This is a genomic window from Nocardiopsis sp. M1B1 (assembly GCF_052466615.1).
On the sequence record NZ_CP196194.1, the window covers coordinates 1,343,913 to 1,369,436 of the forward strand.

Genomic DNA, 25,524 nt, shown 5'->3' on the forward strand with positions numbered 1-25,524 from the left:
GAAATTCTTCCGGTGCCCGCTGCCATTTCCGTCGGGGGCGGCTCCGGAGCCCGGCCGGTCACCCCTCCGTCCCCGGGAGGTCCTCCTCCCAGTACTCGCGCGGGTTGCGCGCTCCGTCGGTGACCGTGCCGCGCTCGGCCTCGGCCCGACGCAGCTGCACGCGACGGATCTTACCGGAGACGGTCTTGGGCAGCTCACCGAACTCCAGGCGGCGCACCCTCTGGTGCGGCGACAGGCGCTCGCGCGCGTGGGCCAGGATCGACCGCGCGGTCTCGGCGTCGGGGGCCACCCCCTCGGCCAGGGCCACGTACGCCTTGGCCACCGCCAGCCGCAGCGGGTCGGGGGAGGGAACGACGGCCGCCTCGACCACGTATTCGTGCTCGACCAGAACGCTTTCGAGTTCGAATGGTGAGATGCGGTAATCTGAGGCCTTGAACACATCGTCGGATCGACCGATATAGGTAATGTAACCGTTCGAATCCCGGCTGGCGATGTCACCGGTGCGGTAGCGGTCCCCGCGGACCACCTCGCGGCTGAGGCCGGGGTTGTCGGCGTAGCCTTTCATCACCCCCGCCGGCTCCCGGGACAGGTCCACGCAGATCTGCCCGGTGTCGGCGGGCTCGTCGGTGGCCGGGTCCGTCAGCACCACGTCGTAGCCCGGCAGCTCGCGCCCCATCGACCCGCGTACCACCCGCTGACCGGGGCCGTTGCCCAGCAGCATGGTCGTCTCGGTCTGTCCGAACCCGTCGCGCACGGTCACGCCCCACGCCTCGCGCACGCGGTCCACCACCTCGGGGTTGAGCGGCTCCCCGGCGGCCACCGCCTCGCGCAGCCCCACGTCCCACGCGGCGGGACCGGCCTGCGCCAGCGTCCGCCACACCGTCGGCGGCGCGCACAGCGTGTCCACCCCGCAGCGCACGACCGCGTCCAGCAGCCCCGCCGCGTCGAAGCGCTCCTGGTTGACGACCAGCACCGTCGCCTCGGCGTTCCACGGGGCGAACACGCTCCCGTAGGCGTGCTTGGCCCACCCCGGCTCGGACACGTTGAGGTGGACGTCGCCCGGCCGCACGCCCAGCCAGTACATGGTCGACAGGTGCCCCACCGGGTACGAGCGCTGGGTGTGCACGACCAGCTTGGGCAGGGCGGCGGTGCCGGAGGTGAAGTAGAGCAGCAGGGGGTCGTCGGGGTGGGTGGGGTGCGGCGGGTGGAAGTCCAGACCGGCGTGCTCGGAGTCGGCGTAGTTCAGCCACCCCTCCATGTAGCCCGTGCAGATCCGCGTCCAGTGCCCCCGCAGCGGGGCGAACTTCTCGGCCTCGGCGGCCGAGCACACCACGTGCGCGATCTCGCCGCGCTCCAACCGGTCCAGTAGATCGCCCTCGGACAGGGAGGTGGGGGTCGGGCAGACCACGGCGCCGAGCTTGGTCGCGGCGAGCAGGGTCTCCCACAGCTCCACCTGGTTGCCCAGCATCAGCAGGATCCGGTCGCCCGGGTGCACGCCCTGGTTGTTCAGCCAGTTGGCCACCTGACCGGAGCGCTCCGACATCCGCCGGTAGGTGTACCTGGCCTGACCGCCGTCCTCCTCCACGATCCACAGCGCCGTCCGGTCCGGACGGCGCACGGCGACCTCGTCGAAGTAGTCCAGCGCCCAGTTGAACCGGTCCGACCGGGGCCAGGCGAACTCCCGGTGCGCCCTCTCCTGGTCCTCGCGTAGGTCCAGGAGCAGGTCCCTGGCGGCGCGGAACTCGGCCGCGCCCTCGGCTGCCGTCTCTCTCGACATGTGGCGACCTCCGGTTCGTGGACAGGGCGCCGACCGCACTGTCCGCCGGTCCCGCCCGGGTGGGGCGGTGCAACGGGTGTGCCCCGCTGGTCCTACCCGGGATGCGCCGCCGTGACGCTTGGGGACCGTCGTCCGGACGTGCCCTTGACCTCGGGGGGCGGTTCGGGCGTCCGTCGGGGGCGGTGGCCGTATACGGCCCCGCGCGGTGGGTCCCGCTGGCTCTAGGATGTGTGGACATGGAGGAACTTCGCGGACACCACGGAACTTGGCGGATCGACGACGAGACGATCCGTATCCGCTTCGACTCCGGCCGCAAGGTGCCCACCCTGTTCCGGTCGCTGGGGAGCTGCTCGGTTCCGCTGGTCGCCGTCCGCGAGGTCGACTTCGACCGGGGCACCCGCAAGCACGGGTGGCGGATGCGGCTCCGGCTGGTGGAGGACACCGACCCCTACGCGCTCCTGGGCGTCCCCGGCCGGGACGCGCTCACCCCGCTGCTGATCACCGGTCCGCACGACGGAGAACTGCTCGCCGAGTACTACTCCGAGCAGATCGCCTCCTCGGCCCGTTTCGCCCGCGAGACCCGCACCGGGGAGATCGATCCGCGCGAGGTCGCCCTGGGCCTGGTGGGCCGCGTCCCCCTGCAGGTGCGCACCGCCGAGGGCACGGCCTCCTTCGACGGCACCCGCGTGCGCCTCCAGTGGGACAACTGGCTGGCCAGCACGGCCAAGCAGAAGGAGAAGGCCCGCGACTACCAGCTCTCCGAGATCGAGTCCGTGCACTGGCACCCGCCGGTCGACGTCACCGAGGGCTACTTGCGCATCGTGCTGCGCGGGGTGACCATCCCCGAGGCCACGGCGCTGGACCACGACTTCTTCACGCTGGCCTCGCACGGGTCCAAGGGCAGCGAGGAGACCCTGCTGATGGCCGCCACCGTCAACGCCCACGTCGCGGCGGCCGAGGAGCCCCGGCAGGAGCGCGCCGCGCTCGGCGCGGCGGACGAGGACGGCAGCGAGGCGATCTTCGCCAAGATCCGCGAGCTCGGGCGGCTGCACGCCGAGGGCCTGCTCACCGACGACGAGTTCAGCGCCAAGAAGGCTCAGCTGCTCGACCGCCTCTGACGGCGTCCCGCGTGTGTTCGCGCCCGGTGGACGCCCGGGACGCCGTACCCTCTCCTCGTCGTTCTCCGTCAGGCGTCCGCCGGACACCTCCGTCCGCGGCGCCCGACTCCGCCGGGGTCCCCGGGGAGGAACCACGTCCACGAACACGTCCACGAAAGGCCTCACGCTTTGCGTACCTTGTACCCGCCCATCGAGCCGTACGACTCGGGGATGCTCGACGTCGGCGACGGACACCGCGTCTACTGGGAGCTGTGCGGCAACCCCGCGGGCAAGCCCGTGGTGTTCCTGCACGGCGGTCCCGGCGGCGGATGCGTGCCCGACCACCGCAGGCTCTTCGACCCGGAGCGGTACCGGATCCTGCTGTTCGACCAGCGCAACTGCGGCCGCTCCACCCCGCACGCCAGCCAGATGGACACCGACCTGTCCACCAACACCACCTGGACGCTGGTGCGGGACATGGAGCGGCTGCGCGAGATGATCGGCGCGGAGTCCTGGCAGGTCTTCGGCGGGTCCTGGGGCAGCTGCCTGGCGCTGGCCTACGCCCAGCGCCACCCCGACCGCGTCAGCGAGCTGGTCGTGCGCGGCATCTTCACCCTGCGCGAGAGCGAGCTGCGCTGGTTCTACCAGGAGGGCGCCTCCCAGCTCTTCCCGGACCTGTGGGAGTCCTACCTGGAGCCCATCCCCGAGGAGGAGCGCGACGACCTCATCGCCGCCTACGCGCGCCGCCTGAACTCGCCCGACCGGGAGGAGCGCCTGGCCGCCGCGCGCTCGTGGAGCGTCTGGGAGGGATCCACGGTGACCCTGCTGCCCAACCACGAACTGCGCGAGCACCACGCGGACGAGGACTACGCGCTGGCCTTCGCGCGGATCGAGAACCACTACTTCGTCAACCGCGGGTTCCTGGAGCCCAACCAGCTCATCGACGGTGCGGAGGCGATCCGGCACATCCCCGGCGTGATCGTGCAGGGCCGCTACGACGTGTGCACCCCGGCCCGCACCGCCTACGACCTGCACAAGGCCTGGCCGGAGGCGGACTTCCACATCGTGGACGACGCCGGGCACGCGTTCAGCGAGCCGGGCATCCTGGACCTCCTGATCGAGGCGACCGACCGCTTCGCGAAGTAGGCGGTCCGGCCCCGGGGCGGGGGGACCGCCCCGGGTCTGCGGGCGGGACGCGGGTGTGGAGCCCCCGCCCCGCGTGCCCCGACCGGTCCGGCCGGGGCGCGGACACGGCGGGGGCGTGCGTGGGAGGGGCCGCGCGAGGCGTTCGCCGGAGTGGGGCGGCGGGAACGTGCGCCCGCCGCCCTCCCTAGTAGCCGCGCTCGTAGGAGCAGCTCATCCCGGCCTGGCCGCCGATCTCGAACAGGCCCAGTTCGTCCAGCCGCTGGAGGCCCCGGTGGCGGGACAGGTTCCACGAGGCGAACCCGGCGTCGTCGGCCTCCGCCACGAGGTCCTGGAACCCCACCAGGGCGCAGTCGCGTTCGTTGCCCTCCAGTTCGAGCAGGCCGGGGATCGCGTCGGCGGACAGGTCGCGCAGGTACCAGGTGTCGACCGTGGACAGGTCCAGGTCCTGGTGGCTCTCGGCGATCCGCAGGTCCGGGTTCCCGTAGGCGAACACGGCCAGGGCCGTTCCGGCCAGGGCGGCGGTGGCCCGGGGCAGCCAGGCCGCCGGCCGGCCCAGGGTGTTGAGCGCACCCGCCGCGAGCAGCAGGCCGAACACCCCCGCGCTCCACACGATCCACGCCTCGGCGCTGGCCCGCATCCGGGTCAGCCCGTAGGCGTCGATGTACAGCTGGAGGCGCATCATCGCCGAGGCCAGGATGACCAGGGTGAGCGTGCACAGCAGCCCGAGCAGGGCGTTGCGCAGGACACGGCTGGTGCCGGAGGGCAGGATGCGCACGACCACCGCGATGACGCACAGGACGAGCAGACTGACCACGACCAGCTGGAAGAAGCCCTGGCGCGCGTACTCGGCGTAGGTGACCCCGGCGACGCGCTGGACGTACTCCTCGCCGCCGAACATCGCGACGGCCTGCACCGCGAGGAACGCGGTGAACAGGAGGACCAGGGCGCCGAGGGGGATCGTCCACACCCACACCGGCAGGGGAGTCCGCTCGCGGGAGGGGCTCCCGGGGGCGGTGAGGGGAGCTGGCCTCGGTGCGTGGCGGCGGCACGCGGCCAGCACGGCGGAGCCGGTGAGCAGCATGGCCGTCACCATGGCGAACAGATCGCCGAACGGGTTGAAGTCGCTCTCCAGGAACAGGTCGGTGAACACCCGGCCCAGGTAGCTGCCGAACACCGGGTCGGCGAAGGCGAAGAGCACGCCGAAGACGAGCAGCAGCCCGACCGTGGCCGCCGTGGTGACCAGGACCGGTCCGACCAGGCGGCGGGACCGCGTGCTCTGTAGCGGCGCGGCCAGGAACCGCGGTGTGGAGGGCAGGTTGCGCAACAGGGCGAGCGAGCCGGTGACGACGCCCACCGCGCCCTGACGCGAGGCGGGGTTGCGCGTGGCGAAGGCCATCGAGGCGAAGAGGAAGGACGCGGTCAGGGTCCACAGGAGCACCCAGCCCGCGTCGCGGAACACCGCCGTGAACAGCAGGGCGGCGGCGAGCACTCCGTAGACCGCCGACCAGGTGTAGGAGTAGCGGTCGGGTGTGGGGTCGGGGTCAGGGGTGGGGACGGGGGTGGAGTGAGGAACAGAGGGGTGAGGGGGAGAAGCGGCTGGAGAGGCGGGGGCGTGGGCGGTGGCAGTGGCGTGTGGGGCTGCGGGGTGGGGGAGGGGCCCGGTTGAGGGTGCGGTGCCTGGAGCGGACCCGGCGGCCTCAGCGGTAGCGGTTTCGCCAGCACCGGTGGAGGCGGTATTGATGGCCTCGCCAGCCTCGCCAGCCTCGCCAGCCTCGCCAGCATCGCCAGTACTGGTGATGCTGGTGGCACCGGTGGCCTCTTCGCCTCCAGACGTACGTGTTCCGCTGCTGTCGGATTCACCGGCCTCCGTGACCTCCGACGCACCTTCCGCCCCGGCCGAGGAATCGGCCCCGCAATCCGCACGGGTCTCTGCGGCCCCAGAAGCCGGGTTTTCGGTCTCAGGGGAGACCCCGGTGTGCTCTGCGTCCGCTGCGGCTACGGAGGAGTTCTCGGGTCGCGGTTGCCCGTCGTCCTCGGCGGGGTCGCTCTGCGCGGTCGGGTCGGGGACACCGGAATTCGCGGCGCTGGAGGAGTCCTCTGACCGCGGTTGCCCGTCGTCTGTGGCAGGGCTGCCCTGCGCGGCCGGATCGGGCACACCCGAACCCGCGGCGCTGGAGGAGTCCTCTGACCGCGGTTGCCCGTCGTCTGTGGCAGGGCTGCCCTGCGCGGCCGGATCGGGGACACCCGAACACCCTGTCACGGGGGCCTGCGTGTTCCCAGCGGTGCCGGAAGTGCTCCCGGCCCCCGGTTCCCCGCTTCGCCCCTCCCCGCCCTCCGTCCCGCTCGCGGGGATGGCCGGGCGCACCACCAGCGCGGTGAAAGCGGTCAGACCCGCGACCACACCGGTGATGACCAGGCCGATCCCGGGCCGGTCGAACGTGGCCAGCAGCGCGGCCACCACACCGACGCCGAACACGGCGACCGGCAGCCACACGGGCGCCCGGGGCAGGGGCACCCGGGGCCGTTCCCGGTACCGGTAGGCCGGGTCCTGGTACGCCTGGTGGTACTGCTGCGTGTGTGACAGGTGCGCGAACGTCGTACCGTACTGCTGCGGTCCCTGGTGGGCATTCCGCGGCCTTGCCTGCCCCACCTGTCCCGGGAGTCCCGGCCGCACGGTCGGGTCCGGATACCCGGCCTGGCCCGGAGGGATCGGATACCTCGCCTGTCCCGCCAGGCCCGGCTGTCCTGAGGCTTCCAGCGGACCCGACTGACCGGTCTGCCCCGGTGGTCCCGCCTGTCCTGGTCGGCCCTCCCGCTCCGCCTGCCCCGCTGGACCCGGGCGCACGGGGGTCCTGTCCGGTTCCGGCACGGGGGCGGCCTCCGCCGCCGACCCACGGCTCCCGGGATTCCCGGTGGTCTCGTCCTCGCTCACCCGTGTGCCCCTTTCCCGACGGCACCGGACGGCCCGGTGCTGTCGGCAGTGGGACAGCGTGTGCGCACCGGCGGTTCACACAACATCCGTTTTATGGACGAAAGAGAAGTTATGGACATGCGCCGGTGCGCCCGTACAAGCCCGCGCGAGCCCGTACAGCACGCACGTCCGGGCTAGAGTCGGGGGCCACACCCCTTCCGCGCGAGGAGTCCAGCGACGATGCGAGTCGAGGTCGACTACGACCAGTGCGAGAGCAACGCCCTGTGCATGGCCGCCGCACCGGAGGTCTTCGAGGTCCGCGACGACGACTTCCTCTACCTGCTCACCGAGGAACCCGCCGCCGCGTCGCACGAACGCGTCCGCCAGGCCGAACGCCTGTGCCCCAAGAGGGCCATCACCGTGCGGGAGTGACCCCCGCGGCCGCCAGCGCCTCGTCCCACGTCGTCGGCTTCTCCAGCAGACCCCGGTAGCGCATGGTCCTGGGCGTGGAGCGCAGCCCCATCACACCGGTGAGCATTCCGCCCCGGCCGAGGAAGGCCACGAACTTTCGGTCCTCCGGGGAGCCGTGCACGAAGGTGACCTGATCGGCGGGCGCGCCCTGTCCCAGCAGCTGGACCTTCATCTTGTATTGGTCGGACCAGAAGTAGGGCACCGGAGTGAAGGGCGTGCGCCCGCCGTCGCCCGCCAGCAGGTTGTGCGCCGCGGCCTCGCCCTGCTCGCCCGCGTTGGTCCAGTGCTCCAGGCGGATCCGCCCGCCGTAGCGCGGGTGCGGCCAGTTCGCCAGGTCGCCGACCGCGTACACGTTCGGCACCGAGGCCGCGGAGTACTCGTCGCACGCCACCGAGCCGTCGGCCAGCAGCTCCACCCCGGACCCGCGCAGCCACTCGGTGTTCAGGTGCACGCCGATCCCGGCGACCACGAGGGAGGCCTCCACCGCCGTGCCGTCGGCGAGCCGGACCCGCTCCACCCGGTCCCGGCCCTCGAAACCGGCCACGCTCACGCCCAGGCGCACGTCGACGCCGTTATCCCGGTGCAGCTCCGTGAGGACCTCGCCGATCCTCGGGTCCACGACCCGGGTCAACGGGGTGGGCGCCGCCTCCATCAGGGTCACGTCCATGCCCACCGCGCGGGCGCTGGCCGCCACCTCGGCGCCGACGAAACCGGCCCCGACCACCACCAGTCGGCCGCCGGAGTCGAACTCCGACCGCACCGCCTCGGCGTCGTCCAGGGTGCGCAGCACGTACACGCCCGCCAGGTCGGTGGCGGGACGGCGCGCACGCGCGCCCGTGGCGATCACCAGGCCGTCGTAGCGCACCGTCGAGGCGGCGCCGCCCGGCCCGGACACGCTCACCTCACGGGCGGCGGTGTCCAGCCCCACGGCCCGGCTGCCCGGACGGAAGTCCAGGTCCAGCGCGTCTACGGCCTCGTCCTCGCGCAGGCGCAGCGCCCGGTGGCCCACCAGCCAGCCCGGGCCGCCGCCCGCGGGCTCCATGCCCACCCCGGTCAGGACCTCCTTGGACAGCGGAGGCCGCGAGTAGGGCCGGTGCGCCTCCTCGCCCAGGAGCGTCAGCCGCCCCTCGTACCCGCGTTCGCGCAGCGCCTCGGCCGTGTGCAGCCCGGCCATCCCCGCGCCGACGACGACGATGTCGTTGAGGGTGTCCCGCACGGTGGTGTCCCTTCCGGTGGTGGTTCCCCGAGGAGGGGGTTCGTCAGAGTGGGCGGACCTCGCCGACGGGGGCGCCACCTCCGAGGACGTCCACGCGCAACCGGTCCTGGACGGGGGAGACGTCCACACCGAGGGTCCGCAGCGCGTCGAGTGCGACCAGCGTACGCGCCCGCTCCTCGGCGTCCCCGTCGCTGATCTTGACGGCGACGGTCTCGCCGGTGGCGGCGCTGAGCACGAGTACCCCGTCGGCGCCGACCTTGGCCACCAGGCCGGGCATCCGCCTCATGAGGTCGGTGTCGATCCGGTCGCTGCCCGCCACGTACAGCGGGTGGGCGCTCATCGCCTCGACCACGGCCCGTTCCGGTCCGCCCTCGGGGGCGGTGCGCATGCGCCACAGGCCGCGGGCCAGACCGGTCAGGGAGACCGCCATCTGGGGCGCCCCGCAGCCGTCCACGGCGGTGTGCGCGACCGGCTCCTCGCACAGCTCCTCGATGGTCTCGCGGACCAGGACCTGGAAGGGGTGTTCGGCTTCCAGGTAGTCCCCGGTGCTCCACCCCCGGGCGACGCAGGCGGCGAGCATGCCAGCGTGCTTGCCGGAGCAGTTCATCAGCACGCGCTCGGGCTCGCGTCCGGCGCGCACGAACGCGGCGCGCGCGTCCTTGCCGCCGGGGGCGGCCGGGGGGCAGCCCAGGGCGTCGACGGTGAGCCCGGCCGCGGCCAGGATGCGCTCGGTCTCGGCGGTGTGCGCCTCCTCACCGGAGTGGCTGCCCGCGGCGATGGCCAGCGAGGGCCCCTCCAGGCGCGCGCCCGCCCGCAGCATCGCCAGCGCCTGGAAGGGCTTGGCGGAGGAGCGCGGGAACATGGGCTGGTGCACGGGGCCGCGCGCGTAGGCGATCCGGCCGTCCGCGGCCAGTCCGACGACCGCGCCGTAGTGGACGCTCTCCAGCATTCCGGACCGGACGACCTCCGCCAGGGGGACGTACTCGGGCAGCGGGTTCTGGGGCATGCGGGCTTCTCCTCGCCGTTGAGGTCGGGTCAGGGTGCGCGTGGAGTGTCCGCCTGTGGGTGGACACGACTGAGAACGTTACATAACCCCCCTTTCTTCCGGTCGCCCCGCGGTCGCGGAACCGGTCCGGCCGGAGCAGCCCCGCGGCCCGGGGGCCGGCCGGAGCGGTCGGCCGCCCCGCCTCCGGGAACGCCCCGCCACGTGCACGGGGTCCGCTGTCGGACGCGGGGAGTAAGGTCGTTGCCGGTACGCGGTGAGGCGGGACAGCCGTTCGGCACGAGGGACGAAGGAGTGGGGCACACGATGGGAACGCTGCGGATGGGCGCGCTGACCCGGCGCAGGGTCGGCATGCGGGCGGCGGACCTGGAGTACGCGGTGCTCGACATGGAGACCACCGGCCTCGAACCGCGCGAGGGCGCGCGCATCGTGGAGATCGCCGTGGTGCGCGTGCGCGGCGACGGCAAGTTCGTGGAGGAGTTCAGCACCCTGGTCGACCCGCGCGGGCCGGTGGGCGGCCGGGAGTTCCACGGCATCGGCGAGGGCGACACCGTGGGCGCCCCGACCGCGGCCCAGGTGGTGCCCAGACTCACCGAACTGCTCTCCGGGGCGGTCGTGGTCGGCCACAACCTCGACTTCGAACAGCGCTTCCTCGCCTCGGAGCTGGTGCCCGCCGGGCTGCCCACGGGCCAGGCCGGGCTGTGCACGCTGCGCGCGCTGCGCTCACAGGTGGAGCTGGAGCGGTACTCGCTGCCCAAGGCCTCCCACCGGCTCAGCGGCGACTGGCCGACCGGACAGCACACCGCGCTGGGCGACGCCCGTGCCTGCGCCAAGCTGCTGGCGGAGATGCTCGCCAACGCCCCCGGCGAACTGCGCTACGGCGGTCCCGCGCCCAAGCGGCTCGCGGTGCCGGACCCGGTCCCCGGCCCGGGCGGCGCGGCGGGGCCCGTCCGCTGGAAGCCGCGTACGGCGTCGGTGCCCGGCGGGCTGCCTCCGCTGAGCCCCTGGCGGGCGCGGTGGCGGCCCCACGAGCTCGACCCGCTGCTGTGCGGCGGGGCCTTCGGTGCCACGGACCGCGCCATCGCGGAGATGGCCGCGCACCGCGACACCCGTTTCCGCGAGCGGCTGGCCGCGGCCGCCGCGGTGACGGGCGGGCTCGCTGCCACCGCCGCGGGCGGCCTGCTGCTGCGCATGGCCGGCGGGAACACGCGCGACCCCGGTCATCCGGCCGGACGCGGCGACGGCTCCCCGGCGCGGCTGCTCGGCCGGATCGGCCGGTCCGCGTTCGGGGACCGGCCGGGGTTCACAGACCGGAGAGCGTGAGGAAGAACGCCACGATCAGCGCGCTTCCGCCGAGGGTGGTGAGCAGCGCCTTGCCCGGTTCGGTGAGCCGGGCCGACACCAGTCTCACGCGGGGGCGCACCATCTCCGGGCTCCGCGCGGCGGCCACGGAGCCGCCGCGGTCGGGGCGGGGCGCCGGGATCCGGCCGGGGACGTAGCTGGGGACCTTGTTGAACATGGCGACCGCCACCAGGACGGCGCCGAGGAGGATCAGTACGAGGGACACGTCGGAGAGGGCCTCACACTCGGTCGAAGGGGCGACCGCCCGAGGGGCGGGCGGGCCACCGATTCTGGCCGATGTCGCCGTACCGTTGCGACTTGATATCGCCTCGCCAACGTTGTGGCGCAGGTTATGGGCCAGCCCTTATGACTACGTGTTCACGAGTCGCCACTCCGAGTGTTCCTCGCGGCCGTTTGCGGAAGAACGGTGTCCACGGTTTCGGTCGCCACGCCGAGGGCGCGGAGCACGAACCGTGTGACCAGGGCGTGGGTCTCGTCGAGGTCGATCTCCCCGCTGACGAGGGGCAGGCGCTGGGAGCCGACCATCGACAGGGCCAGCCGGGAGACGGGCTCGGCGGGCAGGGGGTCGAACTCGTCCGCGGCGGTGCCCTCCTCCAGGATCTCGGTCAGCAGGCGCTGCATGGGCGCCACGTGGGCGGCGAGCGCCTGGTAGGCGTCCGGGCCGAGACTGGCCCCGAGCTCGGCGGCGGGCGGGTGCGGATGCGCCATGATGCCCTCCAACTGGAGGCGGACGAACGCCGAGAGCCGCCGCGCCGCCGAGACGCCCGAGGGGAGTTCGCGCCGGTACCGCTCCACGAACGCGCTGTTGACCTGCTCGGTGAAGGCCAGGAGCAGCGCGGGCTTGTCGGGGAAGTAGTTGTACAGGGCGGTACGGGTGATCCCCGCGGAGTTGGCCACGTCGGTCATGGAGATGCGGTCGATCCCCTGGGTCCGGATCAGCTCGTCGACGGCGTCCATGATGCGATCCCGTGTGCGGGCACGGTGGGCGGCGATGGTCGGCGCCGTGATCTTGGGCATCCTCCTATGGTGTCACGCCCGGGGACGGGCCGGGGTGGTGTCCGGTGACCGTGCGCGACGGTGGCGACGGGGTGTCCGGGGGGCGGAGCGGGCCCGGGCGCGCTCAGCCGGCACCCGCGGGCCACCGGCTCCGCCCGCGCGGGCGTCATCCCCGGGGCGCCGTCAGCGTACGGGCCAGGAAGTCCCGGACGTGGTCGGCGGTGCCGTCCAGGTGGCTCTCCAGGAGGAAGTGGCCGCCTCCGGGGACCAGGCGGATCTCGGCGTCCGGCAGGTCGCGGGCGAAGGCCCGCGCGCCGTCGGGGCCGAAGATGCGGTCCTCCGCCCCCCACACGGCCAGGAGCGGGACGCGGCTCTCCCGGAAGTAGGCGTGCACCCGCGGGTAGAGGGGCGGGTTGGTGGCGTAGTCGCGGAAGAGGGCGAGCTGGACGAGGTCGTTGCCGGGGCGGCTGACGTCGCGGTGGTCGGCCGTCCAGGTGTCGGGGTCGACCAGTTCGGGGCGGTCCACCCCGTGCAGGTACTGCCAGCGGATCGCGTCGAGGCCGAGGGCTCCGCGGACCGCCGGTTCCGTCGCGGGCCCCGGGTCCTTCGCGTAGGCCCACACGGGCGCCCAGAACTCGGGGACGAAGCCGTCCTCGTAGGCGTTGCCGTTCTGGGTGACCACCGCGGTGACCGCGTCCGGGTCGCGCAGCGCGAGCCGCCAACCGATGGGCGCGCCGTAGTCCTGCACGTACACGGCGTACCTGGTGACGCCGAGTCCGGCCAGGAGCGCCTCCGTGACGTCGGTGAGCGCGTCGAACGTGTACGCGAACGCGTCGGCGGGCGGGGCGTCGGAGCGGCCGAAGCCGAGGTGGTCGGGGGCGATGACGCGGAACCGGTCGGCCAGCCGCGGGATCAGTCGGCGGAACATGCGCGAGCTGGTGGGGAACCCGTGCAGGAGCACCAGGGCGGGCGCGTCGCGGGGCCCCGCCTCCCGGTAGAAGACGCGGTGTCCGCGCACGGTGGCGTACTGGTGGCGGATCTCCGTCATGACTAACCCTCCAGAGCAATTTTGATGGTTATCGCTGCCCCCAGTGGAGCGGATGCGGGGTAACCTGTCAAGTCGATGAAGAGGGTTAGTCCGGGAGGCGGGCCGACATGATCGACGAGGAAGCGCTGCTCGAAGCGCTGAACAGCACTCCGGTGGTGGACGGACGGCAGCGGGACCTGTGGGCCGATGACGCCGTGCCGCGGCGGTGGGCGCGCGAGCACGGCGGCTCCGACGACGCGTCGGCGATCGGCTGGCTGCGGGCGGCGAGGGACGCGCTCCAGGCCGCCACGCGCGGCCCCGTGCCCGAGGCGCGGATGCGGCGGATGCTCGACGGGGTCTCCCGGGTCCCCGACGTCGACGGGTCGGACCTGCGGTGGCCCCTCCAGGCGCCGCCCGAGCGGATGCTCGCGGTGGAACTGGTGCTCGCCTGGTACGACGTCCAGGAGCGCAGGCCCGGGCGGCTGCGTCCCTGCGGCAACGACGAGTGCCGCCTCTTCCTCCTCGACCGCAGCCGCGCCAACACCGCCCGCTGGTGCTCGATGAGGACCTGCGGCAACCGCCTGAAGGCCCGCCGCCACCAGGAGCGCGCCCGCCGGGCCCCGGAGGCCTGACGGGCGCGCGGCCGGGGCTCAGGCGGCGTCGGCGTCCGCTCCGGTCCCCGGTGCGTACATCCGGCCCAGGTCGGCGAACACCTCGGTGTTGAGCTGGTAGGCCAGCCGGGTCTCGGCCACCAGGCGGGCGGCCGCGGCCTCGCCCAGGTCCAGGGAGTCGAGCCGCTCCCGGTACCCGGTGCGGAAGCGGGGCAGGCTGCCCAGCGCGTCGAAGACGTAGAAGGAGACACCGGCCGCGTCGGTCAGGCCGTAGGTACTGGCGGCCGCGCGGCGGATGAACTGCCCGCCGGACACGTCGCCCATGTAGCGGGTGTAGTGGTGCGCGACGAACCCCTCCGGGCGGTCGGCCATCTGCTCGATGCGCGCCGCGTAGGTGCGGGTGGCCGGGGTGGGGGAGATCCTGCTGCGCCAGTCGGCGCCGAGCAGGTGCTCCAGGTCGCGGACCAGCGCGGGGACCCGCTCCAGCTCCGGGTAGTGGAACCTTCCGGCGACCGGGTCGTCCGCCAGGCGCCGGCCGGTCTCCTCCAGCGCGACGTAGGCGAAGTAGTGCTGGGCCACCATGCCGGTGTACCCGCCCAGGGGGAGCGTGCCGTCCATGAGGGCCCGGGTGAACCCGTGGTCCTCGGCGGCCTGGTGGTCGCTCCAGGTCGCCGCGCGCAGGCGTTCGGAGAACGTCCCGGGGGTGTCGGGGGCGGTCGTCGCGGGAACCTCGGCCGTTGCGCTCATCGGTGTTCTTCCGCCTTCCGTCCGGCACGTTTATGACATCATGTCATTTAGACGGAGGCCGCTGTCAAGGGGGATATGACACCCTGTCATGAAAATCTGTCGCCGCGTCGGTGGTCGCCGCACCCCTCTCCTCCGCCGGTTCCGCCGCCCAGGGCTCCGTCCCGGAGGCCGCCTCTCCGCTTGCGGGCGAGCCCCCGCAGGGGCGCCGACCTCTCCGGAGAGGTCTCGGGTACGCTCGAAGAAATCCAGCGCGTGTCCCCCGTCACACCCTGCATGTGCTCGTGCATGGGCATATGCCCGTTCCGTCCGTATGTCGGGGCGGAGCGTCAGCGGGTTCCCCACCGCGGGCCAACAGGCCCTCACACAGGGAGAACAGGGCTGTGATCCCGGTCTCCGGCGTCGGATGTGTCTCGTCACGGCCGCTGGTCAACAGGTCACCGGGGCGATTATCGTTTGGGTGTCGTGCGGTCCGGACCGCCGGGAGAACCCGGGGCGCTCCCCGGGATCACACGGCGCGACACGGCACCCACGAACCGGCAGACCAAGGGCGATGAGTGGATACCAGGAGAACAGGGCACGATCCCGGGACGGTGATCGGCGGGGAGGCGGCACGGGCCGTCTCCGTCAACGATGCTGCCTCGCACGACGGGGCCTTCCTGGGCGACGACACCGTCCCGGACGAGCGGGTGGAGGCTGCTGTCGAACCGGTTGACGTCCTACTCATAGAAGACGACCCCGGGGACGCCTTCCTCGCCGAGGAGCTGCTCGACGAGACGGCCCTGCCCACGCACATCACCTGGGTCCCCACACTCGCCGAGGCGCGCCGGCACCTGGAGGACTTCCGGGGCTGTGTGCTGCTCGACCTCAACCTCCCCGACGCCCACGGGCTGGACCTGCTCCGTGAGGTCCTGGAGGGCGCGCCCGCGGCCGCCGTCGTCGTCCTCACCGGACTCGACGACGAGCACGAGGGCGTCGCCGCTGTGGCCGCGGGCGCCCAGGACTACCTCGTCAAGGGCCAGGTCGACGGCTCCCTGCTCGGCCGCAGCCTGCGCTACTCCCTGGAGCGCCGCCGCGCCGACGAGAACGCCCGCCAGCTGCGCGAGGCCCGCATGAGCGCCCGCGAGAACATGCGCCTCGAACGCGGACTCCTGCCCCAGGTCCTGCTCCAGCGCTCGCCCCTGGAACACCTGGCCTACTACCGCCCCGGCCGCAAGCGCGCCCTGGTCGGCGGGGACTTCTACGACGCGGTCGAGAAGGACGGCACCACCCACGTCATCATCGGCGACGTCAGCGGGCACGGCCCCGACGAGGCCGCGCTCGGAGTCAGCCTGCGCATCGCCTGGCGCGCCCTCATCATGGGCGGCGTCGACGAGGAAAAGGTGCTGCCCAACCTGGAGGACATCCTGGTCACCGAGCGGGCCCAGGAGGAGATGTACGCCACCCTGTGCATGGCCAGCCTGGACACCGGCGACGACCGGGTCAGGCTCCGCGTCCTGGGCCACCCGCCGCCCATGGTCCTGCGCGACGGCGCCGTCGAGGAGACCCGCGTCACCCCGCAGCCGCCCCTGGGGGTCTTCCCCGTCGAGCAGACCGACACCGACACGGTCGTGCTCCCCACCGGGGCGACCATGCTCTTCTACACCGACGGCCTCGTGGACGCCTACGACGGCGCCCCGCCCGCCCGCCTGGAGGTCGCGGGCCTGCGCCGGATGGTCTCCGGCGTGCTGGAACGGGGCACCTCCCTGGCCGGGCTGCCCGAACGCCTGGTGGACGAGGCCGAGCGCAGCAACGGCGGACCGCTCCAGGACGACGTGGCGATGCTGCTCATCACCCACGGAGAACCCGAGTGAGGCCCGCGACCGGAGAGGGGACGGCCATGGAGACCGAGGAATCCGGGCCCGCCCCGGACACCGGCGTGCACGGCGGGGCCTCGATCGGCGGCACGCACTTCGTCAACGGCACCAACCGCGAGGGGAAGCGCTCGCCCCACCAGTCGTGGAGCCTGCGGCGGCGCGTCACGAGCCTGCTGGCCGTGGTCGCCGTCGTCCTGGTCGTGGCGGTGTCCGTCATCACCCTGGCGGCGTTCCAGGCCCGCGAGTCCCTGGCGCTCCAGGTCGACTCCCTGACACCCGCCGTGAGCGCGGTCGAGCAGACGCACTCGGCCTACCTCACCCAGGACCACGCCCTGCGCGGCTACATCCTCACCCAGGACCGCGAGTTCCTCCAGCCCTACGTCGAGAGCCAGCTGACGCTGACGGAGAACCAGGCCGTCCTGGCCCAGCTGGCCGAGGACAACCCCGAGGTGGCCACCAACGTCGACGCCCTGCTCACCGCGGGCCGGGTGTGGACCGAGGAGTTCGCCGAGCCCGCCCTGGAGCAGGTCAGCAGCGGCCAGGAGGTCACCCAGGAGGAGCTGCGCCGCGGCCGGGTCCTCTTCCTGGAGCTCAGCCGGATCAGCGACGCCACCACCAGCCAGTTGGAGGCGGAGATCAAGGAGGCCCGCGAGGGCCTGACCCTGGCCACCCAGCAGGTCGTGGCCCTGCTGGTCCTGGTCGGCCTGGTCGTGGTGTTCCTGTCCGTGTTCCTGTGGGTGATGCTCCAGCAGTGGGTCCTGCGCCCCCTGGAGGAACTCGCCGGGCACATGCGCCAGGTGTCGGAGGGCTACTACGCCCACCGGATCTCCCTGCACGGCCCGCCGGAGATCGTCCGGCTCGGCCGGGACGTGGACGCCATGCGCGAGCGCATCGTGCAGGACCTGGACGAGGTCGCCTCCGCGCGCCGCAAGCTCCAGGAGCAGTCCGTCCTCATGGAGAACCAGACCGAGGAGCTGCGCCGCTCCAACCTGGAGCTGGAGCAGTTCGCCTACGTCGCCTCCCACGACCTCCAGGAGCCGCTGCGCAAGGTGGCGAGCTTCTGCCAGCTGCTCCAGCGGCGCTACCACGGGCAGCTGGACGAGCGCGCCGACTCCTACATCGACTTCGCGGTCGAGGGCGCCAAGCGCATGCAGACCCTCATCAACGACCTGCTGGCCTTCTCCCGGGTCGGCCGGGTCAGGAACTTCGCGCCGGTCGCCCTCGACGACGCGCTGGACGACGCCCTGAGCAGCCTGTCCACCCGTCTGGAGGAGGCCGACGCCGAGGTCACCCGGGACCCGATGCCGACCGTGCAGGGCGACCGCACCCTGCTCACCCAGGTGTTCTTCAACCTCGTGGGCAACGCCGTGAAGTTCCGCGGGGAGGAGGACCCCCGGGTCCACATCAGCGTCGAACGGCGCGGTGACGAGTGGGTGTTCTGCTGCTCCGACAACGGGATCGGAATCGAACCGCAGTACGCGGAGCGCATCTTCGTGATCTTCCAGCGGTTGCATACCAGGGACAAGTACACGGGGACCGGCATCGGCCTGGCGATGTGCAAGAAGATCGTGGAGTTCCACGGGGGGCGGATCTGGCTGGAAACCGGCTCCCAGGGTTCCGGGGAATCCGAAACCTCAGGTGACCGGGACTCTGGTCGGACCGGAACACGCATATGCTGGTCCTTGCCCGCCGACCCCGCGGAGGACGAGGACCCGGCCCCCGACAGGGGAACCGCCGAGCCCCTCGCCGCCGATAGTGGGGACGAGGGCACCGAGGACGCCGAGACCACCCCCGAGGACTCGGCTCCGACGGCCGCACGACAGCCCACGGGTACGGACAACCCTGGGGAGGACGGCGCCGAACCGGACGACAGGCCCGGCGGCGTCCGCTCCGCCCAGCCCGACACCGGTGGCGGTACGGTTCCCCCCGGTCACGGGGCGGGACCCTGAGCAGGGGTCTGGAAGCTTGAGCGAGGTCATGTTGGTGCATCCCATCGAGGTGCTGCTGGTCGAGGACGACCCCGGCGACGTCCTGATGACCAGGGAGGCGTTCGAGGAACACAAGCTGGGCAACCGCCTGCACGTGGTCTCCGACGGTGTCGAGGCGCTGCGCTTCCTGCGTCGCGAGGAGGAGTTCGCCGACGCGCCCCGCCCCCACCTGATCCTGCTGGACCTCAACCTGCCCCGCAAGGACGGCAGGGAGGTGCTGGAGGAGGTCAAGAACGACGAGGACCTCGCGCACATCCCCGTCGTGGTGCTCACCACCTCCGAGGCGGAGGAGGACGTGCTGCGCAGCTACCGCCTGCACGCCAACGCCTACGTTCCCAAGCCGGTGGACTTCGACCAGTTCATACGGGTGGTCCGGCAGATCGACGACTTCTTCGTCAGCGTGGTGCGCCTGCCCAAGGGGTAGGCGGCGCGCCCGCTCCACGGGGCGTGTTCGTCCCGGGTCTGCTCGCGGGGTTGTCCACAGCCGCGCGCGGGGGCTACCGCGGCGCGTCCGCGCGCGGTTCCATGGATACAGGGGGGCCAACCGCCCCTCCCGCTTCGCGCTGCCCCGCGTGACGCCCCGCCCCGCCCGGCGAACGCGCGGGAGCCACAACACGTGGCCGCAACGGTTTTTCGTTACGGTAAGGGCATGAGCTTGCCGGAACCGCGTGACCCCGCTGGTCCCTACCGCGTCAGTGTCGTGTGCCTGGGCAACATCTGCCGCTCGCCCATGGCCGAGAAGATCCTCGCCGCCGACCTCGAACGCGCCGGGATGAGCGGTCTCGTGGCGGTGGACAGCTTCGGCACGGGCGACTGGCACGTGGGCGGCGGCATGGACCCGCGCGCGGCCTCCACCCTGCGCGTGCACGGCTACCTCACCAGCCACACCGCCCGCCAGTTCGCCCACGACGTCCTCGCCGACCGGGACCTCGTCCTCGCCATGGACCTGGACAACGTCGACGAGATCCGGCGCGTCGTCGACGAGTACGGTGAGGAGTACGGGTTCGACATGTCGCGGGTCCGCCTCTTCCGCTCCTTCGCGCCCGGCACCGGCCCCAACCCGGAGGTCCCCGACCCCTACTACGGCGGCGACGACGGGTTCACCGCCGTACTGAACATGGTGGAGTCCGCGGCCAAGGGCCTCACCGGAGAACTCGTCACCCGGTTGAGGCGGTAGCGCGGGTGAGGGGGGAGCGGATCGTGCGGGACTTCGGAGGCGACGGCGGCGACGGGCCCGGGGAGGGCCGCCGCAGGGACCCGGTCGACGGAACCATGGCCGAACGCCTCACCGTCCTGCTCGACCGCGACGTCAGGCGGGCCGCCCGCGCGGGCAGCAGCCACGACTGGGACATCTACTACGCCGAACTCACCGACGGCACCCGCCTGTTCGTCAAGTCCCTGGTGCGCGGAGCCCCGCCCAACGGGGTGCTCACCGCCGAGGCGCGCGGCCTGGAGTGGCTGGGCCGGACCTTCGGCTCACCCGCCGTCGACGTCGTCGCCTGGGACGACCGCATCCTCGTCCTGCCGTGGATCGAGGAGCGCGAACCCACCGTCCAGGCCGCCGAACGCCTCGGCCGCCAACTCGCCGGGATGCACCTGACCGGCGCCGACCGCTTCGGCGCCGACTGGCCCGGCTACATCGGCCCCCTGACGATGGACAACACCCCCTCCCGGGACTGGCCGCGCTTCTACGCCGAGCAGCGGCTGCGCCCCTACCTGCGCCAGGCCCTGGACCAGGGCTCCCTCACCCCGTCCGACGGCCGGGTGGTCGAGAAGGTGGTCGACGCCGTCGCCGACCTTGCCGGAGAGCCCGAGGAGCCCGCGCGCGTCCACGGCGACCTGTGGAGCGGCAACGTCCTCTGGCGGGCGCAGGACGCGGTGGTCATCGACCCGGCCGCGCACGGCGGGCACCGCGAGGCCGACCTGGCCATGCTGGCCCTGTTCGGCCTGCCCCACCTGGAACGGGTCCGCGACGCCTACAACGAGGTGGCGCCGCTGGCCTCCGGGTGGCGGTCGAGGGTCGCCCTGCACCAGTTGCACCCGCTGCTGGTCCACGTGTGCCTGTTCGGCGCCGCCTACCGCACCACGACCCTGGAGGCCGCGCGCACCGCCCTGCGCGGCGGCTGACGGTGCTGATCCCTCTGGGCGGCGGCTGGCCCCTCTGGGCGGTGGCTGGCCGTGCCGGTCGTCTCGGGCTCGGGTGACTTGGCCGTGCCGGTCGGCCTGGACGGTGGTTGACCGTGACGTGTGTTCCGCGTGCTGATCGTCCCGCGCTGCGGCTGGCCGTGCCGACCGTCCCGCGTGTTGGCCGCCCTGTGTGCTGATCCTCCTGCGGGGTGGCTGGCCGTGCCGACCCTCCGGTGCCGCCGGGACTGGGGGACCGCTGGAGCCGCTGACCCCTCCGGCGGGGCCGCAGAGGGACGCGCACTATGCTCACCACGTGCCCGGCGGATCGCTGAACCCTCCTGCAACTGAGCCCCCACACATCCCGGGTGGCGCAGCGGAGGAACCTAGGGAGCGCTTCTCGTGACTTCACCCTCCGACATGGACGTGATCGTCTTCGACGTTCTCGGGACCATGGTCGACGAGCCCGGCGGCATCGGGCGCGGCATCCGAACACTGCTCCCGGACATCGACGACGCGAGGACGCGCGAGCTCGCCGAGGTGTGGAACAGGCATGTCGACGAGCAGCAGCAGGAGATCCTCGCCGGCCGCCGCCCCTACGCCAACAGCACAGTGATCGACCTCGAAGCGGCCACACGCGTCGCGGCCGAGGCCGACGTCGACGACGAGGACGCGATCCGCTCGCTGGCGGCCTCCGCGCGGCGGTTGGCGCCGTGGCCGGACTCCGCCTCCGCGCTGGACCGGATCGCCTCGTACTTCCCGGTGGTCGGCCTGTCGAACGCCAGCCACCCGGCGCTCACCCGCATCAGCGCGCACGCCGGGCTCCGCTGGCACCAGGTGCTCTCCGCCGAGGAGGCGCACAGCTACAAACCCCATCCCGACGTGTACCGGCTCGCGATCGCGAACGCGGACTGCCCGCCGGACCGCCTGCTCATGGTCGCCGCCCATGCCTGGGACCTCCGGGGCGCGCAGGCCCTGGGCATGAAGACCGCCTACGTCGAACGTCCCGTCGGAGATCCTCCGCGCGCGACGGACCGCTTCGACCTGGTCGTGAAGAGCCTCGACGAACTGGCCATAAGCCTCAACGCGATCTGACGACCCGAGAACGCCGCCCCTGGAACCAACGCCGCCCCTTGAATCAAGGGTGTGGATTCCGGAGCCTGAGTTCTCGAATCGAGGGTCGAGGTCCTGGAAGCCGAAGCCTGGGGCCTCGAAACCTGGGGCCGGGGGTCTGGACTCCGGGCTCTGGGATCTCGAACCCAGAACCCAGGGTCTCGGCTCCGGAGCCCGGAACCCCGAACCGAGAGTCGAGTGTCTGGTCTCTCAAGCCTGGTGTCCCAAACCTGGATTCGAGGCTGTAGAAGCCGAAGCCTGGGACCTCGGACGGAGAGCCCGGAGAGCGGAGCCGGTGACCCGCGTCCAGCGGCCTGGCCCGGCCCTATTCGGCCAGGTGGACCCGGCCGGGCAGTTCCCGGAAATTCCCTCGCTCCCGCTCGCCTCACCCGGTACGGTCTCGGAGTGCTGCCGCCGTGGAGTCCACGAGACCCGCGCGCGGCCGCCCCGTCAGTTCCCACGAGGAGAGCAGGTTTCGTCCATGGCATGTCGTATCAGTGAGCTCGTGCTCTCCTGCCGTGACCCCGAGGTGCTGGCGCGGTTCTGGTGCGAGGTCCTGGACTTCGTCGTGCTCGACCGCGAGGAGGGCTGCATCGAGATCGGGCCGCGCGAGGGGTTCGGCGGCCTGCAGCCGACGATCATCCTCAGCCGCACCGAGGAGCCGGAGAGGGCGAAGCCCCGGCTGCACATCGACGTCAACGCCACCGACCGCGACCAGGACGCCGAACTCGAACGCCTTCTCGCCGCCGGGGCCGTGTTCGCCGACATCGGTCAGAGCGGGGAGGAGCCCTGGCACGTCCTCGCCGACCCCGAGGGCAACGAGTTCTGCCTGCTCAGGGCCCGCCTCGACCGGCTCTGACGGCCTCCATGGGCACCGGCGGCCAGCCCGTCCCCGTGGTCACGACCGGTAACGGCGCCAGCCGCGTCCACCGCGTCCACCGCGTCCACCGCGCCTACCGCGTTCATCGCGCATCGGCCGGGCCGGGCCGGGCCGCCGGAGGCTCGCCCTCCTGACGCCTACCGCCGAGGTCAGCGGGGAGAGCCCCCGGCGGTCGCCGCGTGCGCCGGACACGGGCGGCGGCGCGCGGTGCGTCCTCACCCGACGGTGCGTCCTCACCCGACGGTGCGTCCTCACCCGGCGGTGAGCTCCAGAACGGCCTTGCCCCGCAGACGGCGTTCGAGGAGGGAGGCCACGGCCTCGTCGGCCCGGTCCCACGAACCCCGCCAGGAGATCCCCGGATCGAGCTCCCCGGAGGCGACACGACCGGCCAGCCAACCCAGGTCCCCGGCCGGAGCCACGCCGTCCTGGAGGTGGAACGTGGTGATGGAGCGGCCGTGCCGCCCGTCGTCCACGAGGAACGCGTCGAGTGGGAAGTGCTCGGGCCGCCCGGTCACGTGTCCGACGGCCACCAGGGTCCCCCCGGTGTTCAGCCTGTCGAAGGCCGCGACCAACTGGGGGCCTCCGACACAGTCCACGACCCCGTCGAACAGGTAGTCGGGTTCCCCGGGTTCCGACACCACCTCGTGGGCGCCCAGGCCGCGCAGTTCGGCGCCGTGGGTCCGGGGACCACCGGTGCAGGCGGTCACGTGCGCGCCGCCCATGCGGGCGAGTTGGACCGCGTACCGTCCCACGCCACCGGTGGCCCCGGTGACCAGGATTCTTCTGCCGAGGAGGAACCCCACTTCGCGCAGGGCGCGCAGAGCGCTGGTGGCCGTCACCGGGACGGTGCTGAGGGCTCCGTGGTCCGCGCCCTCCGGGGCGGCCCCCAGGAAGGCCGTGTCGACGGCGCGCAGTTCGGCCCAGCCCCCCGCCGCGCCCAGGGTGACCACCGCTGTTCCAACGGCGGGGCCGGATCCGTCGGCGGCGGGGCGTTCCACGAATCCCGCGGCGTCCCACCCCGGCACGGTCCCGTCGGGCAGACGGGAGACGGTGTCCACCTCGCCGAAGTTGAGCGAAGCGGCCGTGACACGGACCAGCGCCTGGTTCGGGGCCGCAACCGGTTCGGGGGCCTCTCCGAGGCGCAGGTGGCGGGGTGCGGTGCGGTCGACGACCAGGGCGCGCATGTCCGGACTCCTTCACGGGACGGGGTGGGCGGGATCAGAATATGGCACTCAGAGGCATTATGCGTCAAGAGGCTAAAGCGTCCAAGGAGCCAAAGCTGACAAGGGGCTATGGGCGTCGAGTGGCGGTCCGTCTCGGTACACTGCGGCCATGGCCAGCACCCGTCCCAACGCCGCCGCCTCCGAGGAGTCCCTGCGCGAGCGCAAGAAGCGCCGCACCCGCCGGGCCCTGGTCGACACCGCGCTGGAGCGTTTCACCCGGGCGGGGTACGACCAGGTCACGCTGGACGAGGTCTGCGCGGCGGCGGAGGTCTCCAAGCGCACCTTCTTCCGCTACTTCGCGAGCAAGGAGGAGCTGGCCGCGGCTCCGTTGCAGGACCTGTGGGAGGAGTTCCTCCGGGTGCTGGAGGAGAGGGGGCCCGACGGCCGTCCCCTGGTGGAGATGGCACGCGACGCGATCCTCGAAGCCGCGGAACACGTGGCAGACCCGGAGTGGAGGCATGCCGCCCGGCTCAGCCTCAGCCTGGCCGGGAACACTCCGGCGATCAGCGCCCACAACCTCCAGTTCTGCGAGCGCACCACGGTCCGTGCCCTGGCCGTGCTGGGGGTCGGCGACCACGGCGACCCACGCTCGCGGCTCGCCCTGGACATGGCCGCCTCCGCGGCCCGGCACGCGCTGGACGGCTGGGCCGCCGAGCCGGGAACCCTCACGGTCCCCGACCTGCTCGCCCGGTACCGCCGGGCCTTCGACGCACTGCCCGGCGGCCTCACCGTGTCCGCCCCCGAGCGCTGACGGCGCCCGGATACCGCGAGGGAACGGCACGTGCCGCCCGTCACCAGCGGGCTGGGGCGCCACGCTCTAGATTGGTGGCATGGCTGACGCATCCGAGGCACAGAGCACACCCGAACACGACGGCCCCGAACTGCACGTCGCCCTCATCGGTTACGGCAAGGGCGGCGAGGTCTTCCACGCGCCGCTGATCGACGCGGTTCCGGGACTGCGCCTGTCCGCGGTGGTCACGGGCAACCCCGACCGCCGCCGGGCCGCCGAGGCGCGCTACCCCGGCGTCACCGTGTACCCGAACGTCGCTGAGCTGTGGGCCGACGCCGAGCGTTACGAGATCGCGGTCGTCACCACGCCCAACGACACCCACGCCCCGCTCGCCCAGGCAGCCCTGGAGGCGGGCCTGGCGGTGGTGGTGGACAAGCCCTTCGCGCTCACCGCCCTCCAGGCCCGGGAGCTCACCGACCTCGCGGACAAGCTGGGCCGGGTGCTCACCGTGTACCAGAACCGCCGCTGGGACGCCGACTTCCTCACCCTGTGGGGCCTCATCGAGGAGGGGAGGCTGGGCCGCGTGCACCGGTTCGAGTCGCGGTTCGAGCGCTGGCGTCCCCGGGCCAAGGGCACCTGGCGCGAGAGCGGCGGGGTCGAGGCCGGGGCCGGACTGCTCTACGACCTGGGCCCGCACCTGATCGACCAGGCGGTCAACCTGTTCGGCCCGGTCTCCTCCGTCTACGCCGAGATCGACGCCCGACGCGAGGGCGTCAACGCCGACGACGACGTCTTCCTGGCCCTCGACCACGCCCGGGGCACGCGTTCCCACCTGTGGATGAGCGCGCTCACCGCCCAGGGCGGGCCACGCTTCCGGGTGCTGGGGGACGAGGGGGCCTTCACTAGCCACGGCATGGACGGCCAGGAGGCCCGGCTGACGGCGGGGGAGCGGGCCGACGCCGCCGACTGGGGCGTGGTCCCCGAGGCGGACTGGGGCGTGCTCGGGGTGGACGGCCACACCCGGCCGGTGCCCAGCGCGCGCGGCGCCTACCCGGAGTTCTACGCCGGGGTGCGCGACGCGGTCGGCGAGGGCGAGCCCCTGCCGGTGGATCCGCACGAGGTGATCCACGGACTGGAGGTCATCGAGGCGGCCCGGCGCAGCGCCCGGACGCGGTCGGTGGTCGACGTCTGATTCCCGGCTCCCGGGGGAGGCCCGGGAGCCCACCGGACCGCCCGCATGGGCCTATGT

The 25,524-nt window shown here is 72.7% G+C and carries 23 protein-coding genes; 14 read left to right on the top strand and 9 right to left on the bottom strand.

The window, feature by feature from the left end; all coding sequences use genetic code 11:
* Window positions 1–58 precede the first annotated feature (58 nt).
* On the bottom strand, window positions 59–1,777 hold the full coding sequence (locus ACSTA4_RS06045; RefSeq protein WP_444962701.1) for an AMP-binding protein: 1,719 nt from the start codon (window positions 1,775–1,777) through the stop codon (window positions 59–61).
* A gap of 236 nt (window positions 1,778–2,013) precedes the next feature.
* Between ACSTA4_RS06045 and ACSTA4_RS06050 the strand changes: the two genes are divergently transcribed.
* Window positions 2,014–2,895 carry a DUF4429 domain-containing protein gene (locus ACSTA4_RS06050; RefSeq protein WP_444962702.1) on the top strand — a complete coding sequence of 294 codons (882 nt, stop codon included), beginning with the start codon at window positions 2,014–2,016 and terminating at the stop codon, window positions 2,893–2,895.
* Between the two features lie 168 nt (window positions 2,896–3,063).
* Entirely contained in the window at window positions 3,064–4,020 is a 957-nt protein-coding gene (gene pip / locus ACSTA4_RS06055; RefSeq protein ID WP_444962703.1) for a prolyl aminopeptidase, read from the top strand.
* A gap of 184 nt (window positions 4,021–4,204) precedes the next feature.
* On the opposite strand, the gene ACSTA4_RS06060 is transcribed toward pip, so the two are convergent.
* A complete protein-coding gene (locus ACSTA4_RS06060; RefSeq protein ID WP_444962704.1) occupies window positions 4,205–5,509 on the bottom strand; it encodes a DUF4153 domain-containing protein in 1,305 nt (434 codons plus the stop codon).
* A 1,662-nt stretch (window positions 5,510–7,171) separates the two neighbouring features.
* Between ACSTA4_RS06060 and ACSTA4_RS06065 the strand changes: the two genes are divergently transcribed.
* On the top strand, window positions 7,172–7,363 hold the full coding sequence (locus ACSTA4_RS06065; RefSeq protein WP_248769976.1) for a ferredoxin: 192 nt from the start codon (window positions 7,172–7,174) through the stop codon (window positions 7,361–7,363).
* Here ACSTA4_RS06065 and ACSTA4_RS06070 read toward each other — a convergent pair.
* Window positions 7,347–8,618 (bottom strand): NAD(P)/FAD-dependent oxidoreductase, encoded by a 1,272-nt coding sequence (locus tag ACSTA4_RS06070; protein ID WP_444962705.1) that lies wholly within the window; start codon window positions 8,616–8,618, stop codon window positions 7,347–7,349. The genes ACSTA4_RS06065 and ACSTA4_RS06070 overlap by 17 nt on opposite strands.
* Window positions 8,619–8,661: 43 nt before the next feature.
* Entirely contained in the window at window positions 8,662–9,624 is a 963-nt protein-coding gene (locus tag ACSTA4_RS06075) for an asparaginase (protein WP_444962706.1), read from the bottom strand.
* Between the two features lie 303 nt (window positions 9,625–9,927).
* Between ACSTA4_RS06075 and ACSTA4_RS06080 the strand changes: the two genes are divergently transcribed.
* Window positions 9,928–10,944, top strand: coding sequence for a 3'-5' exonuclease (locus ACSTA4_RS06080; protein ID WP_444962707.1), 1,017 nt, complete (start codon window positions 9,928–9,930; stop codon window positions 10,942–10,944).
* Here the strand turns inward: ACSTA4_RS06080 and ACSTA4_RS06085 are convergent.
* The 3 genes from ACSTA4_RS06085 to ACSTA4_RS06095 all read right to left on the bottom strand — a co-directional run bounded on the left by ACSTA4_RS06085 (window position 10,925) and on the right by ACSTA4_RS06095 (window position 13,027).
* Window positions 10,925–11,188: a hypothetical protein gene (locus ACSTA4_RS06085; protein WP_444962708.1), complete on the bottom strand. Its 264-nt coding sequence runs from the start codon at window positions 11,186–11,188 to the stop codon at window positions 10,925–10,927. The two genes, ACSTA4_RS06080 and ACSTA4_RS06085, sit on opposite strands and share 20 nt — an antisense overlap.
* 152 nt (window positions 11,189–11,340) lie before the next feature.
* Entirely contained in the window at window positions 11,341–12,000 is a 660-nt protein-coding gene (locus ACSTA4_RS06090) for a TetR/AcrR family transcriptional regulator (protein ID WP_444962709.1), read from the bottom strand.
* Window positions 12,001–12,145: 145 nt separating this feature from the next.
* Window positions 12,146–13,027, bottom strand: coding sequence for an alpha/beta fold hydrolase (locus ACSTA4_RS06095; RefSeq protein WP_444962710.1), 882 nt, complete (start codon window positions 13,025–13,027; stop codon window positions 12,146–12,148).
* Between the two features lie 107 nt (window positions 13,028–13,134).
* On the opposite strand from ACSTA4_RS06095, the gene ACSTA4_RS06100 reads away from it, so the two are divergent.
* The gene (locus ACSTA4_RS06100) at window positions 13,135–13,638 is read left to right on the top strand and encodes a CGNR zinc finger domain-containing protein (RefSeq protein ID WP_444962711.1); all 504 of its coding nucleotides are present in this window, start codon (window positions 13,135–13,137) and stop codon (window positions 13,636–13,638) included.
* A gap of 18 nt (window positions 13,639–13,656) precedes the next feature.
* On the opposite strand, the gene ACSTA4_RS06105 is transcribed toward ACSTA4_RS06100, so the two are convergent.
* Entirely contained in the window at window positions 13,657–14,364 is a 708-nt protein-coding gene (locus ACSTA4_RS06105) for a biliverdin-producing heme oxygenase (protein WP_444962712.1), read from the bottom strand.
* Window positions 14,365–14,918: 554 nt separating this feature from the next.
* Between ACSTA4_RS06105 and ACSTA4_RS06110 the strand changes: the two genes are divergently transcribed.
* The 7 genes from ACSTA4_RS06110 (at window position 14,919) to ACSTA4_RS06140 (ending at window position 22,301) form a co-directional block, all read left to right on the top strand.
* Complete coding sequence (locus tag ACSTA4_RS06110) at window positions 14,919–16,214, top strand: PP2C family protein-serine/threonine phosphatase (protein WP_444962713.1); 1,296 nt, start codon at window positions 14,919–14,921, stop codon at window positions 16,212–16,214.
* 26 nt (window positions 16,215–16,240) lie between these two features.
* Window positions 16,241–18,166, top strand: coding sequence for an ATP-binding protein (locus tag ACSTA4_RS06115; RefSeq protein ID WP_444962714.1), 1,926 nt, complete (start codon window positions 16,241–16,243; stop codon window positions 18,164–18,166).
* A gap of 28 nt (window positions 18,167–18,194) precedes the next feature.
* A complete protein-coding gene (locus ACSTA4_RS06120) occupies window positions 18,195–18,629 on the top strand; it encodes a response regulator (RefSeq protein WP_013151498.1) in 435 nt (144 codons plus the stop codon).
* Window positions 18,630–18,854: 225 nt separating this feature from the next.
* Complete coding sequence (locus ACSTA4_RS06125) at window positions 18,855–19,382, top strand: low molecular weight protein-tyrosine-phosphatase (RefSeq protein WP_248773813.1); 528 nt, start codon at window positions 18,855–18,857, stop codon at window positions 19,380–19,382.
* Window positions 19,383–19,405: 23 nt separating this feature from the next.
* The gene (locus ACSTA4_RS06130; RefSeq protein WP_444962715.1) at window positions 19,406–20,332 is read left to right on the top strand and encodes a fructosamine kinase family protein; all 927 of its coding nucleotides are present in this window, start codon (window positions 19,406–19,408) and stop codon (window positions 20,330–20,332) included.
* A 399-nt stretch (window positions 20,333–20,731) separates the two neighbouring features.
* Window positions 20,732–21,424: a haloacid dehalogenase type II gene (locus tag ACSTA4_RS06135; RefSeq protein WP_444962716.1), complete on the top strand. Its 693-nt coding sequence runs from the start codon at window positions 20,732–20,734 to the stop codon at window positions 21,422–21,424.
* 499 nt (window positions 21,425–21,923) lie between these two features.
* Complete coding sequence (locus tag ACSTA4_RS06140) at window positions 21,924–22,301, top strand: VOC family protein (protein WP_013151502.1); 378 nt, start codon at window positions 21,924–21,926, stop codon at window positions 22,299–22,301.
* Between the two features lie 272 nt (window positions 22,302–22,573).
* Here the strand turns inward: ACSTA4_RS06140 and ACSTA4_RS06145 are convergent, their stop codons facing one another.
* On the bottom strand, window positions 22,574–23,506 hold the full coding sequence (locus ACSTA4_RS06145; protein ID WP_444962717.1) for a zinc-binding dehydrogenase: 933 nt from the start codon (window positions 23,504–23,506) through the stop codon (window positions 22,574–22,576).
* A gap of 148 nt (window positions 23,507–23,654) precedes the next feature.
* Between ACSTA4_RS06145 and ACSTA4_RS06150 the strand changes: the two genes are divergently transcribed.
* The gene (locus ACSTA4_RS06150; RefSeq protein ID WP_444962718.1) at window positions 23,655–24,296 is read left to right on the top strand and encodes a TetR family transcriptional regulator; all 642 of its coding nucleotides are present in this window, start codon (window positions 23,655–23,657) and stop codon (window positions 24,294–24,296) included.
* A gap of 79 nt (window positions 24,297–24,375) precedes the next feature.
* Window positions 24,376–25,467, top strand: coding sequence for a Gfo/Idh/MocA family oxidoreductase (locus ACSTA4_RS06155; protein WP_444962719.1), 1,092 nt, complete (start codon window positions 24,376–24,378; stop codon window positions 25,465–25,467).
* The last annotated feature ends 57 nt before the right edge of the window (window positions 25,468–25,524 follow it).

What these genes read in the sequence shown, in the direction of transcription:
- ACSTA4_RS06045 (WP_444962701.1), bottom strand. Translation starts at nt 1,777, where the DNA reads ATGTCGAGAGAGACGGCAGCCGAGGGCGCGGCCGAGTTCCGCGCCGCC.
- ACSTA4_RS06050 (WP_444962702.1), top strand. Translation starts at nt 2,014, where the DNA reads ATGGAGGAACTTCGCGGACACCACGGAACTTGGCGGATCGACGACGAG.
- ACSTA4_RS06065 (WP_248769976.1), top strand. Translation starts at nt 7,172, where the DNA reads ATGCGAGTCGAGGTCGACTACGACCAGTGCGAGAGCAACGCCCTGTGC.
- ACSTA4_RS06075 (WP_444962706.1), bottom strand. Translation starts at nt 9,624, where the DNA reads ATGCCCCAGAACCCGCTGCCCGAGTACGTCCCCCTGGCGGAGGTCGTC.
- ACSTA4_RS06080 (WP_444962707.1), top strand. Translation starts at nt 9,928, where the DNA reads ATGGGAACGCTGCGGATGGGCGCGCTGACCCGGCGCAGGGTCGGCATG.
- ACSTA4_RS06090 (WP_444962709.1), bottom strand. Translation starts at nt 12,000, where the DNA reads ATGCCCAAGATCACGGCGCCGACCATCGCCGCCCACCGTGCCCGCACA.
- ACSTA4_RS06095 (WP_444962710.1), bottom strand. Translation starts at nt 13,027, where the DNA reads ATGACGGAGATCCGCCACCAGTACGCCACCGTGCGCGGACACCGCGTC.
- ACSTA4_RS06100 (WP_444962711.1), top strand. Translation starts at nt 13,135, where the DNA reads ATGATCGACGAGGAAGCGCTGCTCGAAGCGCTGAACAGCACTCCGGTG.
- ACSTA4_RS06105 (WP_444962712.1), bottom strand. Translation starts at nt 14,364, where the DNA reads ATGAGCGCAACGGCCGAGGTTCCCGCGACGACCGCCCCCGACACCCCC.
- ACSTA4_RS06115 (WP_444962714.1), top strand. Translation starts at nt 16,241, where the DNA reads ATGGAGACCGAGGAATCCGGGCCCGCCCCGGACACCGGCGTGCACGGC.
- ACSTA4_RS06120 (WP_013151498.1), top strand. Translation starts at nt 18,195, where the DNA reads ATGTTGGTGCATCCCATCGAGGTGCTGCTGGTCGAGGACGACCCCGGC.
- ACSTA4_RS06125 (WP_248773813.1), top strand. Translation starts at nt 18,855, where the DNA reads ATGAGCTTGCCGGAACCGCGTGACCCCGCTGGTCCCTACCGCGTCAGT.
- ACSTA4_RS06140 (WP_013151502.1), top strand. Translation starts at nt 21,924, where the DNA reads ATGGCATGTCGTATCAGTGAGCTCGTGCTCTCCTGCCGTGACCCCGAG.
- ACSTA4_RS06145 (WP_444962717.1), bottom strand. Translation starts at nt 23,506, where the DNA reads ATGCGCGCCCTGGTCGTCGACCGCACCGCACCCCGCCACCTGCGCCTC.
- ACSTA4_RS06150 (WP_444962718.1), top strand. Translation starts at nt 23,655, where the DNA reads ATGGCCAGCACCCGTCCCAACGCCGCCGCCTCCGAGGAGTCCCTGCGC.
- ACSTA4_RS06155 (WP_444962719.1), top strand. Translation starts at nt 24,376, where the DNA reads ATGGCTGACGCATCCGAGGCACAGAGCACACCCGAACACGACGGCCCC.